Below are 13,194 nucleotides of genomic sequence, written 5' to 3'. Positions count from 1 at the left end.
CTTCCATCCTCCTATGGCCACGAGTTACCGCTGATATATGAAAAAATCAAACAGGGAACCTGTCATTTTGCCCAAAATCATGGCGAGCAGTAATCCAAACAAATAAGGTTTCATGCCCAATCGTTTGGCTAGCACGGGTAGTACATTGAGCACCTCAGTGAGCGCCGCGGCGAGCAGACCGATGAAGACGCCACAGAACAAACCAACGATTGGACTGAGCATCAGCACCCCATGCATTTTCCAGTGCCAGAAATCCGCCACCGTCCCGAGCAGTGAACCACCGATCAGCGCCCCTTCGTACCAGTGAGTCTTGTCATACGATTGCGTAAGTTGAGCCAACCTGGGAATCATATCGAGCACCAGAATGAGCGCAATTACGCCGCTCCCTACGGCAATTCCCCCTGCAATACCCAATACAATGCTGATTGCTCCATTAAGAACGCTCATCCGCATTCATCTCCCTGCGTTCCTGCTCGTGCATGCGTTCGCTTTCTTCAATCACCACATATTTATCTACATTTTGCTGGTATAGGAACATCTCCACTTCCAGCGGGGTAGGTTCCTCATTCCACTTTTTCTTGAACAAATGATTAAAAAATACTGCCATTCCGAATCCAATGCCAATGGAATACGCCACTTGGAACAGATAGGGATGTTCGTCCCGATGCCCAGTAAGCATCTCCACAATTCGAATCTGTACTTCCTGCATGTTCACATCAGCATGAAAATTCATAATGGTTAAGGCTGATCCGAAGAAAAGCAGCAGCCAAACCAGAATGAACAGGGACTTGGAAGGTTGACCATTTCCCGCAATGACTTCAACCAACGTATGACCTGATCCCATCAGTTCCACACTTACCTCCGGCAAGATGCGCCGAATTTGGGGAATAATCTGCAATATATCAATGAGGATCAGATTGCCATCCTCCGGTCCAGGGCGCAGCAGTTCAAGCTCCAGTAGCCTGCCCTCCTGGTCTTCAGAAGAGGTCAGTACATGTGCGATGTCTCCAAGCTTGACTGCTCTGCCCCTCTGGATGCGAATACGGCTGCGCAGACGAATATAGACCATTGGAGTGGGTGTCTGGGACATCCATAGCACTCCTTTACTGCGTAATTTAAGTTAGTATTTGAAGAATGTGCAAATTTATTACAAACGGGTTGGAAAAAGATCGGGAGGTGGTGCTAGCGCTACGGGATGGATCGGTCATTGGTCGCTGTTGCTCGGGGGAGGATACACGCAGACACTCCGACGGCAGACCAACCTTCTGATCGCTGTTGTCTCCAAATTCTTTTGATTGATTTCTAAGGGTTAGAAATTTGGAGACAAAGGCGAACGCTTCGCTTCTTCAGGTCTAATCTGCCGCCTGCGTTAATTATGTATCCTTAGATGAACCCTCACGCTTCGCTCCTTTTGACCGATTCCATCCCTCCGCTGCCCGTCGTCCTCCCGTTTCCAAACGTTTGAAATAAATAGGCTGGGGAGGAGGCAGGGAGGGAATTAAAAGATGAGCTTTTTGGGGTTATTTTGCTCAAAATTCTATGACGTTGGAGTTTGTCTTCTGCATGCGTCTTAGAATACAACTGTGTAGAAATTTGGAAACAAATGTGCACGCTTCGCTTCTTCAGGTCTAATCTGCCGCCTGCGTTGCTTATGTATCCTTAGATGAACCCTCACGCTCCGCTCCTTTTGACCGATTCCATGCCTCCGCTACCCATCGTCCTCCCGTTTCCAAACGTTTGAAATAAATATGGTGGGGAGAGGCAGGGAGATTTAAATGATAGATTAGGGCTTTAATTTGACTTAAATGGAGGAGTGACTATTGACCGATTTGAGGGACAACTGAGTGTGAAGCATTATTACACATATCAAAAAAGTCGCCGTGTGGGCGATCTTCGATATCGGTAGATAAGTTCACGGATCATGTACAATAACTCAACAATTATGTTATTTTTCTCTTTTGTTCAATTCACTTCTGAATCGTAAAGGGGTTGAATTCATTGTTTTGCGGAATTGGTTAATGTAATAACTTGTGCTGTTAAAACCAACCTCATAGGCAATTTCGGTGATGCTACGCTTGGAGGATTGCAATAGTTCAATGCTTCTTTGGATGCGGTACTCGATCACATATTGCATGGGTGTTGTTCTCAGTATTTGCTTGAAGTAACGACATGTCTCTGATCGACTTAACTGTCCAATCCTCGCAATATCTTCCAATCTAATCGGGTCAGCATAGTTGAGATGAATCCATTGCAACATGTCTTTCATTCGTTTGTTTCTGCTCATCTCCGATGAATCATGTTCCAGGGAATATCCGTTCATAATCAACAATTTCCACACATCCAGCACCGCAGAGGCAACTTTCACTTCGTAAAAAGGAACCTTTTCCACCAGCTCCTTTCTAATCTGTGCAATGGCACTCAGGATCTGTTCTCCCCAAGCGTTAGCTCTTTCGATATACAGAAAAGGCAAATTAGTTGCTGTTACATATGGATATACGTACTTTATATACAAATCCGAAGGCATGATAACATGTGGGGACAAATTCAGACATAAATAAATGCAGTTCTCGCTCACACCGTGATCTTCGGCCATATGCATTATTCCACTGTTGATAAAAATCCCGTCACCTTTGGACAACATCATCTTTTGATCGTTGATATGGAACAGTGCCGTGCCCTGAAGAACGGTAACAAACTGCAATTCATCATGCCAGTGGAGAGGAATATGACCGTGAACATTCTGAACAATGGTTGTCTCATAACAGGCTATAGATAATGTATCGGTACGGTGTTGCGTCATTTCTTTCAAATGTTGATCAATGATAAATTCGTTCTTCTGCATGGCCCTCATCTCAATATAGTTATATTTTTAAGTGCAATATTGATATTAATGTACCGCATTTCTCCTTAATATAACACTATTCTTATATTTAAGGTGAGGCGAACAAGAATGACAACTTCTGCAAAATCCAAAATTTCAGGCATCGTACTCGTTCTGACCGGAGCCATCTGCTGGGGCATTGGGGGTACGGTATCTCAAAAACTGTTTCAACTGGATGGAATTGAGGTCAATTGGTATGTCACTGTGCGATTGTTGATTGCTGGGTTACTATTACTGGTTATTCAATCGTTTACTAATGGACGATTTCAGATTTTTGATGTGTGGAAAAATAAAAAAACTGCTGGACAGCTGATCATTTTTGGATTGGTCGGCATGCTTACCGTCCAGTATACGTACATGGCATCCATTAAACACGGCAATTCAGCGGTAGCTACACTCCTGCAGTACCTGTCCCCTGTCATGATCATGATTTACATCGCACTCCGTAAGCACTCTGTCCTTACACGCAATGACCTTGCATGCGCCGTTCTGGCTCTCGGTGGGTGTTTTCTCCTACTGACGAACGGCTCACTCACGCAGTTATCTGTCTCTTGGCTCGCAGTGATGTGGGGCATATTATCCGGGGTTTCAGCTGCATTTTATACGCTGTATGCCGTGCAACTAATTAAAAAATTCGATTCACTTGTTGTGGTTGGCTGGGCTATGATCATCGCTGGTTTGGGAATGAGTTTTATTCACCCGCCTTTGAAAATGAATTTTGCTAGCATCACGCTCGAAACCTACGGTTATTTGATATTTACGATCCTTTTTGGAACCATGATTGCTTTTTGGTTTTATATTGCGAGTCTCAAAAGTCTTACACCCAAGGAAACTAGCCTGCTTGGGAGCGCAGAGCCCCTTGCTGCTGTTGGAACAACTGTCTTATGGCTCCATGAACCTTTTGGCTTCTATCAATGGATTGGTATGGCATGTATTCTTGGCATGATGCTGGTCATGCAGTCCAATCGTTCGAGATCTCCCCGGAGTAACAACAAATAACCTTCCTCGCCATAATGCGCGATAGAAGGTTGTTAGTTGTCGTATATTGGTGCATAAGCGCCAATATTGTTGTTGCAATCCCAGAATCACTGCGCGATCTGGTCGCGGATGGATTGCAGTATTTTTTTCTCCAGACGTGATACCTGCACCTGAGATATTCCCAGCCTGCTGGCAACCTCGGACTGGGTCTGATCCCGGTAATACCGAAGATAAACGATTAACCGCTCCCGCTCACTGAGACCACCGATGGCTTCGTTTAGCGCCAATTTGTCAAACCAACGTTCCTGAGACTCGTCGGCAATCTGATCCATTAACGTAATAGGATCACCGTCATTCTCGAATACCGTCTCATGGATGGAGGTCGGTGGTTTGTTCGCTTCCTGGGCAAATACAACTTCCTCCGGGGTTACTCCCAGCTCTGCGGCAACTTCCTTGATCGTTGGCAGACGATCCAAATGTTTGGACAGTTCGTCCCTTTTTTTGCGAACTTTATTCGCCATCTCTTTCAGTGAACGACTGACCTTCAGGGTACCGTCATCCCGCAGGAATCGCTGGATTTCTCCGATGATCATCGGTACCGCGTAGGTTGAGAACTTCACGTCATAACTGAGATCAAATTTATCTACTGACTTGAGCAGACCGATACAACCAATCTGGAACAGATCTTCCGGATCATATCCCCTGTTCATAAAACGCTGTACGACGGACCAGACGAGTCTGATGTTGCAGTTCACCAGCGTATCCCGTGAAACATGGTCACCCGACTGACTGAGCGCAATCAGCCGTTTGACCTCGGCATCGTCCAAATAGGTCTGTGAAGATGGTTTCACTTCAGCATCCATAAGAACACCAACCCCTAATTATACAATGCTTTCTTGGATTCAATCCTTTTTTTCATCTTGATGGAGGTGCCTCTGCCGGGCTCACTGCTGACTTCGAATTCATCCATGAAGTTTTCCATAATGGTGAAGCCCATGCCCGACCGCTCAAGTTCGGGTTTGGACGTATATAGCGGCTGCTTGGCCAGTTCAAGATCTTCGATTCCTTCACCGCGGTCTTCCACAATAATCGTAATCATGTCTTCCCGAATCTCGGCCTGGATGGACACAACCCCATCGGAGTTGTTGTTGTATCCGTGGATGATGCTGTTGGTCACGGCTTCCGAAATGACCGTCTTCAGGTCACTGAGCTCGTCCATCGTTGGATCAAGCTGGGAGATAAACGCAGCAACGGTTACCCGTGCAAACGACTCATTCTCTGACTTGGCCGCGAATTGCAGATTCATGAAATTTGTCCCTGTTCCTTCATTCATGAGACGACCTCCAGACCTGAGAGAGCAGTTCCCTCATTTTCGTAAATCGGCATAATCTTGAACAAACCCGACATTTCCAGCAAACGGTACACTGGCGAATTGACGTCACAGACCACCATCTTGCCGCCTTTATTCTTAATGAGCTTGTATCTTCCCAAAATGACACCCAGACCCGAACTGTCCATAAATTGCAGATCTTTCAGGCTGAGTACGAGATGCTCGCTTTGTCTCCGCTGGATGGCTTCATCCATTTGCATCCGTACCATGTCAGCTGTATGGTGATCCAGCTCCCCGGATAATCGTACAATCAGAATCCCGCGATGGTGTTCCATTTCTACATGCAAGTTCACGTTTGCTCACTCTCCTCCCTGTCTTAGAACAAGGATTTCTACGCTTCCGAAGGCTTTTCCTGCCCCCCGACAAAACTAGAAGAAAACCCCTATTTAACTACAAAATATGTTCGAAGGATACGTGCAACTCGCAGAAATCGCCGTTTAGTCAAACAAGTTGGACGTGGTCCGCTTGAACAGCTTCCACCAGCCAGCCTTATTCACATCCTGCGGAGCCTGGATATCGAACTCCTTAATCACGTCATTGCCCTGGTAAACCACCAGTTTACCTATACTTTGCCCGGCTTTGATTGGAGCTTTCAATTCTTTGGCAACCAACAATTCATGCCGGATGTCGTTGGATTTGGCTCCTTTGCGCATCAGCACACTATAATTTTGTGTGGCATTTAGAGGCAACTCGGCAACTTCGCCTTTTTCGATTTTCAGACTGCCCAGCAGATCCCCTGCCTTGTAAAGAGCCTTCATCGTATATTGACTAAAGGCATAGTCAAACATCGAAGACACTTCGCTATTCCGTGTTTTGGTATTTGGTTCACCAAGTACCACGGAAACGACACGCAGTCCATCTTTGGACGCCGTTGCAGACAAGCAGAATTTCGCTTCGGATGTATAACCTGTTTTCAAACCATCTGCCCCTTCATAAAAACGAACCAGCTTGTTTGTGTTCACCAGCCAGAATGGCTTTTCCGTATCTTTGCGAAGGTAATCCTGATATGCACCGGTGTACTTCGTAATCCCGGAATGCTTCAGCAATTCACGGCTCATGACGGCAATGTCATGGGCGGAAGAATAATGATTATCGACTGGAAGGCCGTTACAGTTGGCAAAATGAGTATCCTTCATGCCAAGCTCCTTCGCACGCTCATTCATCAGCTGTACAAAAGCTTCTTCCGAACCAGCAATCTTCTCGGCCATAGCCACTGAGGCATCATTGCCTGAAGCCATCGCGATCCCTTTTAACATATCATCGACCGTCATTTCTTCCCCAGGCTCCAGGAAGATCTGCGAACCGCCCATGGAAGCTGCATATTCACTCGTTCTTACTTTGTCCGTCAGCTTCAGCTTGCCCGAGTCGATCGCTTCGATCGTAAGCAGCATGGTCATAATTTTTGTAATGCTCGCAGGAGGCAGCTGATCATGACTGTTTTTCTCATAAATGACGGTCCCCGTATCTGCATCCATTAAGATCGCAGATCGCGCCGACGGGGCCAGATCAGTTCCTCCCGCTGCCTTCGGTGTTTCTTCAGCTAATGCCATTGATGCCACAAGGGACAGCAGGATACAAAGGGTCATGAACGATGCCATTATTCTTTTCTTCACAAGGTTACCTCCTCAAATGACTTGCTTACTGCATGTTCCATGCATGTACTGCTAATCATTGTCGGCCCGTTTCCAGTAAATTATTCCATGTAAAGCATGATTTCCCGAACTTTTATTGAAAAATGTGGCCAAAGCAAAAAAACGTACTGCACTCAATGAATGAGTAACCGTACGTTTAACACAACAAAAAAAAGGTTACCTCCCGATGATCTCTCATACAAAGAGGTAACCTTCTCTACTCAAATCTTGCTTACATTTGTGGAATAACTGCCACTACCAGCGCCAGGAACGACTCACGCACACGTTCCGTCGTTTCCATCACCTCATCATGTGACAGCGGCTGGTCCAGAATTCCGGCAGCCATGTTGCTGATACAGGAAATACCGAGTACTTCCAGGCCTGCGTGGCGTGCCACGATCACTTCAGATACAGTGGACATGCCCACTGCGTCTGCGCCCAATGTACGCAGCATTCTGATCTCTGCCGGTGTCTCATAGTTCGGACCGAGCATACCTGCGTATACCCCTTCACGTACGTTAAAACCTTGTGATGCGGCCGTATCCTTCGCCAGCGCACGCAAACGGCGGCTATATGCTTCGGACAGATCAGGGAAACGCACGCCCAGTGCAGCGTCATTTGGTCCGATCAGTGGATTTTTGCCTGTAAGATTTAAGTGATCAGAGATCAGCATCAAGTCTCCAGCTTCATACGACGTATTCACACCACCCGCAGCATTGGTTACAAGCAAGCTGCTTACACCCAATTCTTTCATAACCCGCACCGGGAAAGCTGTCAGTTCAGGACCATATCCTTCGTACATGTGGAAACGGCCTTTCATCATCACGACTGGACGACCTTTGATGGTTCCGACCAATAGTTCACCTTCATGTCCTTCTACTGTGGACACCGGAAAATGTGGAATATCCTGATAAGCGATGCTTACACCATCTTCAATCAGTTCTGCCAGTACGCCAAGACCCGAACCCAAAATCAAACCGACTTCCGGCTTGATGGAGCTTTTGCTTTGAATATAAGATGCTGCTTCCGAAATCATTTGTTGGTTTAATGCTGTCATGCGATGTATGTTCCTCCTTGAGTTGAAACGATCCGTCTTATGTATAACGGCGTTTGGATGTATTCAATTTATTTTATCCTAAATCGGCCCAATGTTCCGCATTTATTTGTGAATGCCCTGCGTCAAAATCTATCTTGCCCTCGGATGATGGGTTTCATAGATTTCTTTCATGGTTTTGCGACCATGATTGCCGTATTGTTGTCCAGGCTGCTCCACGTGACCCAGCATGTCCTGAACCGCACGTGTATCCGCCCCATTGGCAATCAGGTGCGCCGCAAACGAATGACGCAGCGTATGCGGCGTAATTTCTTCCGAGATTCCCGCGTCCACCGCTGCTTTTTTGAGCAGCTTCCAGAAGCCCTGCCGGGTTAAACGTCTGCCGGATACATTCACGAATAGTGCCTGCTCGTCCGAATCGGTTTTGAGCAACTTGTTGCGGAATTCCTCCACATATACACTTGCCCAATGTGCTGCTGGTGCACCGATGGGAAGGATACGTTCCTTGCCCGCCCCACCGCATCGGATAAAGCGCATACCTGGCTGTACATCCCGAATGTCAAGCGCAATCAGTTCAGAGACCCGAATACCCGTAGCATATAACAGTTCAAGCATCGCTCGATCTCTCACACCCTGCGGTGAACGAGTATCAGGCGCTGTCAGCAGTTGTTCGATCTCCTGGATACTTAACACCTGTGGTGGCGTCTTGTCCGCCTTGGGAGCTTCCACATCAAACGTAGGGTCCTGTATAATATCACCCCGCCGCATCAAAAAATGAAAGTAGGAGCGCAGAGATACGATGCTGCGGGCAATGGTTGCATTGGCACGTCCTGCCTGTTTGAGCTGACCTGCAAACAGGACGACATGTGTGCGTCTGACCTGATCGGCTTCGCGTATGCCATATTCCTTATCTGCAAATTCAATGAACTTGTCCACGTCTCGGAGATACGATTCAAGCGTGCTGCTCGACATCCCTTTATCATCTTCCAAGTATAAGGCATAGGCGTGTATCGTCTGTTTCATGTACAACGCTCCTCAACTGACAGACCTGCCGTTCTGGCAGACTGCTCCCGTATTTGCATCCCTGGCTGTTTGAAGCTACTCCCCGTACCAATAGAACAAACGGAGACGCTCTGCCATCGTAGGACGTCCTTCTCCATTACCCGGCCAATCCGTTTCCTGAAATACTTTGATTGCATTGCCAGTCGGCATCTGATATTGATCCACAGGTGAGATCCAGCCATTAAACAGATCCAGAACATGATAGAACAGATAAACTAATGCAGCAAAAAATATTATAAATCGAATAAAACGGAGCCCTCTCCGCACTGATATAATCATGGGCGCGTCCCCTCCTGATTCGAATCCGGTATTGTCCTTGAATCAGGGTATGTCCATAAACACAGGTTTATGCCATCCGGGGGAAACTCCAGATCATGTCCGGTGCCAAAAAAGCTCTCCCGTCAAAACCGCCGGTGAGAGCTTGAAGATATGCTATGTTATTCTTCATCTTTGGGTTTCTGTTCATTTTTAGCTTTGCAACGATAACAAATTCCATGAAAGTCCAGTCGGTGATCTACTACCGAAAAGTTGAATTCCCGCTCCAAACGCTCTTCAAGCGGTCCAAGCCAGTCTTCACGTATTTCATCCATACTTCCGCATTGAACACAGATTAAGTGATGATGGTGATGCTTGGATGTATCTCCGCGCAGATCATAACGCGCTACACCGTCGCCGAAGTTGATTTTCTCTACAACATGCAGCTCACTCAGCAGTTCGAGGGTACGGTACACGGTTGCCAGACCGATTTCGGGAGCCTTTTCTTTAACGAGCATGAATACGTCTTCTGCGCTCAGATGATCTTCTTCATTCTCAAGAAGTACTCTTACGGTGGCTTCCCGCTGGGGCGTTAATTTATATCCTTGGGACTGTAGTTGCTGCTTAATTTTATCAATCCGTGCTTCCATTTTCTCCCTCCCCCTAGGAAATCACTGCACACTGCAACTTAACCCACTCTTTTCATTATAGGGGGAGTGCGTAATTAAAGTCAACATTTTACACTATGCGGTTACACGTTAGGCCGGTAGTAGCATTGGCGTGACCCAGCGCATCATCGCAGGTGTAACCCATGTTTCAAAAGACGCCACACCGAGCAGTAGTGCAGCCATAACCAAAGTTAACACTATATATGAGGCAAAAGGCCTTTGTCGACCAGGTGTTCGCTGCATCAAAACACGATTGCGAATGATGTATAACGAGAACGTCATCGCCGCCACACTGCAGATCAGGAGGATCGGAATGACAAATAGATTATGCGGCGCCACGGAAACCAGTGCAAACAGCAGCCCTTTCCAGGAATACTGCCCAACAAGGTACCCCACTGTGAATCCAATGAGCACACCTTTCAGAAAATCCAGAACCAGTATACCGGGCAGTCCAACGACGGATAAACCCAGAATAAAGATCAGACCCACCCATTTCAGATGGAGCATGGCAATGTCCCAATATGCCCCGGTCTCTGTCACCTGTGCACTGTGCTGCACGGTCATGAAGAAATTGCCGAGATAACCCTCCAGATCCTGACGTTGCTCAAGAGACAAAGCGTTCACCATGAGCGCGCCAAAAATGACGCCGACCAGAAACAAGACAGCCACGAATACATATAACGAAGTCTGACCTTTAAATGTAAAGTAGGAAGAGCGCATACAGGTACGAGTCCCCTTTCCGGTATCATGCTGCAAGGATTCTCAATTCCATCCTCATAGTCATTCTTATGAACCGGAACGCACCTGTATGACTTCTTGTCCAGATTGGACCTCTGTAAAGCCAAAGCCATATGAGTTGAACTACAGAATATTTACACGGGTCACTCCGAAGCTTTTTCCTGAACAGCAACCTTTCCGTACGTACCGCCACCTCCAGAGGACAGCTCCAGTTGTCCGTTCCGTGCAGCCACAATCAGGCCTGCCAGCACAGGTCCAACAACCGCATCAAGCTCTTCCTCTCTGATGCGATGAAGTACATTCATTTCCGTACCAAAATGGTCCAGTAGCTGGCGCAGTTTGGCTTTGCCAAGTCCGGGGATGAACTCCAGTGGTACCTGATAATGATAGGCCGGTCTGTTTGCAGGGACATGAGGACTCTCCCGATCAGAGATCGCCAGAATGCGGTCCAGCACCCCCTGAACCAGCTTCAGACTGCCACAGTGCGGACAACGCTCTGCTGACATCGCTCGCTCATCCATAATGCTGCCACATGCTGCACAGTAAGTACGGTGATACTTGCCCAGTCTTGGATTCAGTCCATAATTGGCCGCAATGCTCCTGCCGGCTTCTCCTTGAAGTGCCATTCGGAATTCATCAAAAGAAGGAGACGCAACTTGCAGTTCGTTATACTCCCGTCCAATCTTACCAAGGGAATGAGCATCCGAATTGGTCAGAAAAGGTACATGATCCAACTCTCTAATATAGCTGGCCATGGATGAGTCCGAGCTTAACCCCAGCTCGACAGCATCCACAAGACGGGTATCCAATACATCGCCCATACGGGGCGCAGTACTGCCATAGATGCCTTTATGCGGTGTAAATACATGTGCAGGCACAATAAGCCCACCACGTGCCTTAATCTCAGCCTGCATCTCTAGAGCGGGCACGTACACCCGCTGAGAACTGAGGTTCACATTTTTCATATAACGTTTCATCCAGTCCGTGAAGGACTTCATCGTTTTCAGATCACGGAAATACGCCAGCATATGGTACTCACGCATTCCAGGCTCGCGCAACTCAATCTCTGTACCCAGCAAAATGGTGGTGTCCTGGTAGGCAATGCCGCCTCCCTCAATCTCGGACATGGTACCACTCTCCAGCAATTGCTCAATATCCATCTGTACAACAGGAGAGTGACAATCAATAACACCAAGCAAATGAATTCCTTTGTGATCCGATGCTTCCCGAGCAATATTCTCAAATGTCAGATCGCGACTGCCGCTGATTTTAACAGCCTCGCCGCGTGAGGTTCGTCCAATGTGAATATGCAGATCTGTGTAACAGGGATCCCACATCGTGGACGTTTCCAGTTGGTCTTGCATGCCTAGAACCGTCCTGTCGTTCTGTAAAGGTCCCACGCGTACACGGCCATCATCGTTTTGGCATCGCTAATCCGGTTCTCGTCCATGAGCGCATAGGCTTCCTCCAGAGTTATTTCGGCAACTTCAAGGAATTCATCTTCGTCCAGCGCCATGTCCCCTGCTTCCAACTCTTCAGCGATGTAAAGATGAATGATCTCATCCGCGAACCCCGGTGACGTGTAGAACGAACGCAAATGACGCAGCGACTTCGCCACATATCCTGTCTCTTCTCGCAATTCACGTGCTGCTGCAACCTCTGGTTCTTCACCCGGGTCCAGTTTCCCCGCAGGAATCTCCACTTCGGTGCGCCCCATTGCCTGACGATACTGATCTACAACAAGCATGCGATCCCCGTTTAGAGCTAGTACCGCTACAGCGCCAGGGTGCCGGATTATCTCACGTGTAGCCGTCTGGCCGTTCGGCAGTTTAACGGTATCGACTTGAAGTGAAATCACTTTGCCCTCGAAGATTGGCTTAGTGGATACGGTCACTTCATCCAGTTTTGGATTGGCAGGTTGTGCTGCATGGATGGATTGGGCAGATTGGTTTGGTTTCATTGGTTCTTCAACTCCATATCGTAGGATTATATATAAATGGACTAAGAATATTTACACTAACCACTCCGATGACAGAACAACCCTTCGATCGCTGTTATCCCCAGATTTTTTTGATTTCTTTCTCTAATAGATAAAATTTGGTGATAGCTTATGCTTACGATGCAGCTTTCTTTCAGAAAGCTTTTTGGCGAACACTTCGCTTCTCTTGGTTATTTCTGTCCTCTTCGTTCTTTTGTAAAGGATTAGCTCAATTTATATATTCGGTGAATGTATAATTCTCTGATTTTGGGCATATGGTGAGCGTATAGAATTCTCACAGCAAATATAAACGAATCAGGGGGACTTTCGATGAACAGTTATATGACGCCTCAATCCGTACACGTGGTAGGACAAGCCCGGCAAGTACAGCTCGTACTCAAACAATGGTTGCGCGAGTGGGGCCCGGATGCCAAGTTAATCGATCTGCTCGCTGGACGCAAATGAATGGGTCATTAATCCATTCACCCATTGACTCAATTCGACCCTAAATAAACGAGTCTTCTCCCTTGAAATATAACATGAATTTACAAAAAGTCCG

General features: G+C 47.2%; 16 protein-coding genes. 2 read left to right on the top strand and 14 right to left on the bottom strand.

Annotation, left to right across the window (positions count from 1 at the left end; genetic code table 11):
• Positions 1-24 precede the first annotated feature (24 nt).
• From MKX68_RS22240 to MKX68_RS22230, 3 genes are all read right to left on the bottom strand, one after another.
• Positions 25-453, bottom strand: a complete 429-nt coding sequence (locus tag MKX68_RS22240; protein ID WP_340914107.1) for a stage V sporulation protein AB — start codon at positions 451-453, stop codon at positions 25-27.
• Positions 434-1,090, bottom strand: coding sequence for a stage V sporulation protein AA (locus MKX68_RS22235; RefSeq protein ID WP_338587698.1), 657 nt, complete (start codon positions 1,088-1,090; stop codon positions 434-436). The genes MKX68_RS22240 and MKX68_RS22235 overlap by 20 nt, the downstream gene beginning before the upstream one ends.
• An 855-nt stretch (positions 1,091-1,945) precedes the next feature.
• A complete protein-coding gene (locus tag MKX68_RS22230) occupies positions 1,946-2,842 on the bottom strand; it encodes an AraC family transcriptional regulator (protein WP_340914106.1) in 897 nt (298 codons plus the stop codon).
• Between the two features lie 108 nt (positions 2,843-2,950).
• Here MKX68_RS22230 and MKX68_RS22225 point away from each other — a divergent pair, with 108 nt between their 5' ends.
• Entirely contained in the window at positions 2,951-3,880 is a 930-nt protein-coding gene (locus tag MKX68_RS22225) for a DMT family transporter (protein WP_340914105.1), read from the top strand.
• 86 nt (positions 3,881-3,966) lie between these two features.
• On the opposite strand, the gene sigF is transcribed toward MKX68_RS22225, so the two are convergent.
• The 11 genes from sigF to MKX68_RS22170 all read right to left on the bottom strand — a co-directional run bounded on the left by sigF (position 3,967) and on the right by MKX68_RS22170 (position 12,617).
• Complete coding sequence (gene sigF / locus MKX68_RS22220) at positions 3,967-4,722, bottom strand: RNA polymerase sporulation sigma factor SigF (protein WP_036607856.1); 756 nt, start codon at positions 4,720-4,722, stop codon at positions 3,967-3,969.
• A gap of 14 nt (positions 4,723-4,736) precedes the next feature.
• Complete coding sequence (gene spoIIAB / locus MKX68_RS22215; RefSeq protein ID WP_338587703.1) at positions 4,737-5,192, bottom strand: anti-sigma F factor; 456 nt, start codon at positions 5,190-5,192, stop codon at positions 4,737-4,739.
• Positions 5,189-5,542 (bottom strand): anti-sigma F factor antagonist, encoded by a 354-nt coding sequence (gene spoIIAA, locus MKX68_RS22210; RefSeq protein ID WP_017687636.1) that lies wholly within the window; start codon positions 5,540-5,542, stop codon positions 5,189-5,191. Before spoIIAA ends, spoIIAB begins: the two co-directional genes overlap by 4 nt.
• 144 nt (positions 5,543-5,686) lie before the next feature.
• On the bottom strand, positions 5,687-6,862 hold the full coding sequence (locus tag MKX68_RS22205) for a D-alanyl-D-alanine carboxypeptidase family protein (protein ID WP_340914104.1): 1,176 nt from the start codon (positions 6,860-6,862) through the stop codon (positions 5,687-5,689).
• A 250-nt stretch (positions 6,863-7,112) separates the two neighbouring features.
• On the bottom strand, positions 7,113-7,937 hold the full coding sequence (locus tag MKX68_RS22200; protein WP_036607861.1) for a purine-nucleoside phosphorylase: 825 nt from the start codon (positions 7,935-7,937) through the stop codon (positions 7,113-7,115).
• Between the two features lie 129 nt (positions 7,938-8,066).
• The gene (locus MKX68_RS22195; protein ID WP_036607863.1) at positions 8,067-8,957 is read right to left on the bottom strand and encodes a tyrosine recombinase; all 891 of its coding nucleotides are present in this window, start codon (positions 8,955-8,957) and stop codon (positions 8,067-8,069) included.
• 75 nt (positions 8,958-9,032) lie between these two features.
• Positions 9,033-9,275, bottom strand: a complete 243-nt coding sequence (locus MKX68_RS22190) for a DUF4227 family protein (protein WP_017687632.1) — start codon at positions 9,273-9,275, stop codon at positions 9,033-9,035.
• A 158-nt stretch (positions 9,276-9,433) separates the two neighbouring features.
• The gene (gene fur, locus MKX68_RS22185; RefSeq protein WP_090922447.1) at positions 9,434-9,901 is read right to left on the bottom strand and encodes a ferric iron uptake transcriptional regulator; all 468 of its coding nucleotides are present in this window, start codon (positions 9,899-9,901) and stop codon (positions 9,434-9,436) included.
• Between the two features lie 108 nt (positions 9,902-10,009).
• On the bottom strand, positions 10,010-10,639 hold the full coding sequence (gene spoIIM / locus MKX68_RS22180; RefSeq protein ID WP_017687629.1) for a stage II sporulation protein M: 630 nt from the start codon (positions 10,637-10,639) through the stop codon (positions 10,010-10,012).
• Between the two features lie 161 nt (positions 10,640-10,800).
• Positions 10,801-12,021 carry an endonuclease Q family protein gene (locus tag MKX68_RS22175; RefSeq protein ID WP_340914103.1) on the bottom strand — a complete coding sequence of 407 codons (1,221 nt, stop codon included), beginning with the start codon at positions 12,019-12,021 and terminating at the stop codon, positions 10,801-10,803.
• A 2-nt stretch (positions 12,022-12,023) separates the two neighbouring features.
• Positions 12,024-12,617 carry an NUDIX domain-containing protein gene (locus MKX68_RS22170; protein WP_051447058.1) on the bottom strand — a complete coding sequence of 198 codons (594 nt, stop codon included), beginning with the start codon at positions 12,615-12,617 and terminating at the stop codon, positions 12,024-12,026.
• 348 nt (positions 12,618-12,965) lie between these two features.
• On the opposite strand from MKX68_RS22170, the gene MKX68_RS22165 reads away from it, so the two are divergent.
• A complete protein-coding gene (locus MKX68_RS22165) occupies positions 12,966-13,100 on the top strand; it encodes a Z-ring formation inhibitor MciZ (RefSeq protein ID WP_338587711.1) in 135 nt (44 codons plus the stop codon).
• Positions 13,101-13,194 lie beyond the last annotated feature (94 nt).

Source organism: Paenibacillus sp. FSL M8-0212 (assembly GCF_038004645.1).
In the GTDB taxonomy this organism is placed as follows: domain Bacteria; phylum Bacillota; class Bacilli; order Paenibacillales; family Paenibacillaceae; genus Paenibacillus.
This window is presented reverse-complemented; position numbering and strand designations above follow the sequence as displayed.

Excerpts from the sequence above, each read along its gene's own strand:
- MKX68_RS22240 (WP_340914107.1), bottom strand. The coding sequence starts at position 453 with ATGCGGATGAGCGTTCTTAATGGAGCAATCAGCATTGTATTGGGTATT.
- MKX68_RS22235 (WP_338587698.1), bottom strand. The coding sequence starts at position 1,090 with ATGTCCCAGACACCCACTCCAATGGTCTATATTCGTCTGCGCAGCCGT.
- MKX68_RS22230 (WP_340914106.1), bottom strand. The coding sequence starts at position 2,842 with ATGCAGAAGAACGAATTTATCATTGATCAACATTTGAAAGAAATGACG.
- MKX68_RS22225 (WP_340914105.1), top strand. The coding sequence starts at position 2,951 with ATGACAACTTCTGCAAAATCCAAAATTTCAGGCATCGTACTCGTTCTG.
- sigF (WP_036607856.1), bottom strand. The coding sequence starts at position 4,722 with ATGGATGCTGAAGTGAAACCATCTTCACAGACCTATTTGGACGATGCC.
- spoIIAB (WP_338587703.1), bottom strand. The coding sequence starts at position 5,192 with ATGAATGAAGGAACAGGGACAAATTTCATGAATCTGCAATTCGCGGCC.
- MKX68_RS22200 (WP_036607861.1), bottom strand. The coding sequence starts at position 7,937 with ATGACAGCATTAAACCAACAAATGATTTCGGAAGCAGCATCTTATATT.
- MKX68_RS22195 (WP_036607863.1), bottom strand. The coding sequence starts at position 8,957 with ATGAAACAGACGATACACGCCTATGCCTTATACTTGGAAGATGATAAA.
- MKX68_RS22190 (WP_017687632.1), bottom strand. The coding sequence starts at position 9,275 with ATGATTATATCAGTGCGGAGAGGGCTCCGTTTTATTCGATTTATAATA.
- fur (WP_090922447.1), bottom strand. The coding sequence starts at position 9,901 with ATGGAAGCACGGATTGATAAAATTAAGCAGCAACTACAGTCCCAAGGA.
- spoIIM (WP_017687629.1), bottom strand. The coding sequence starts at position 10,639 with ATGCGCTCTTCCTACTTTACATTTAAAGGTCAGACTTCGTTATATGTA.
- MKX68_RS22175 (WP_340914103.1), bottom strand. The coding sequence starts at position 12,021 with ATGCAAGACCAACTGGAAACGTCCACGATGTGGGATCCCTGTTACACA.
- MKX68_RS22170 (WP_051447058.1), bottom strand. The coding sequence starts at position 12,617 with ATGAAACCAAACCAATCTGCCCAATCCATCCATGCAGCACAACCTGCC.
- MKX68_RS22165 (WP_338587711.1), top strand. The coding sequence starts at position 12,966 with ATGAACAGTTATATGACGCCTCAATCCGTACACGTGGTAGGACAAGCC.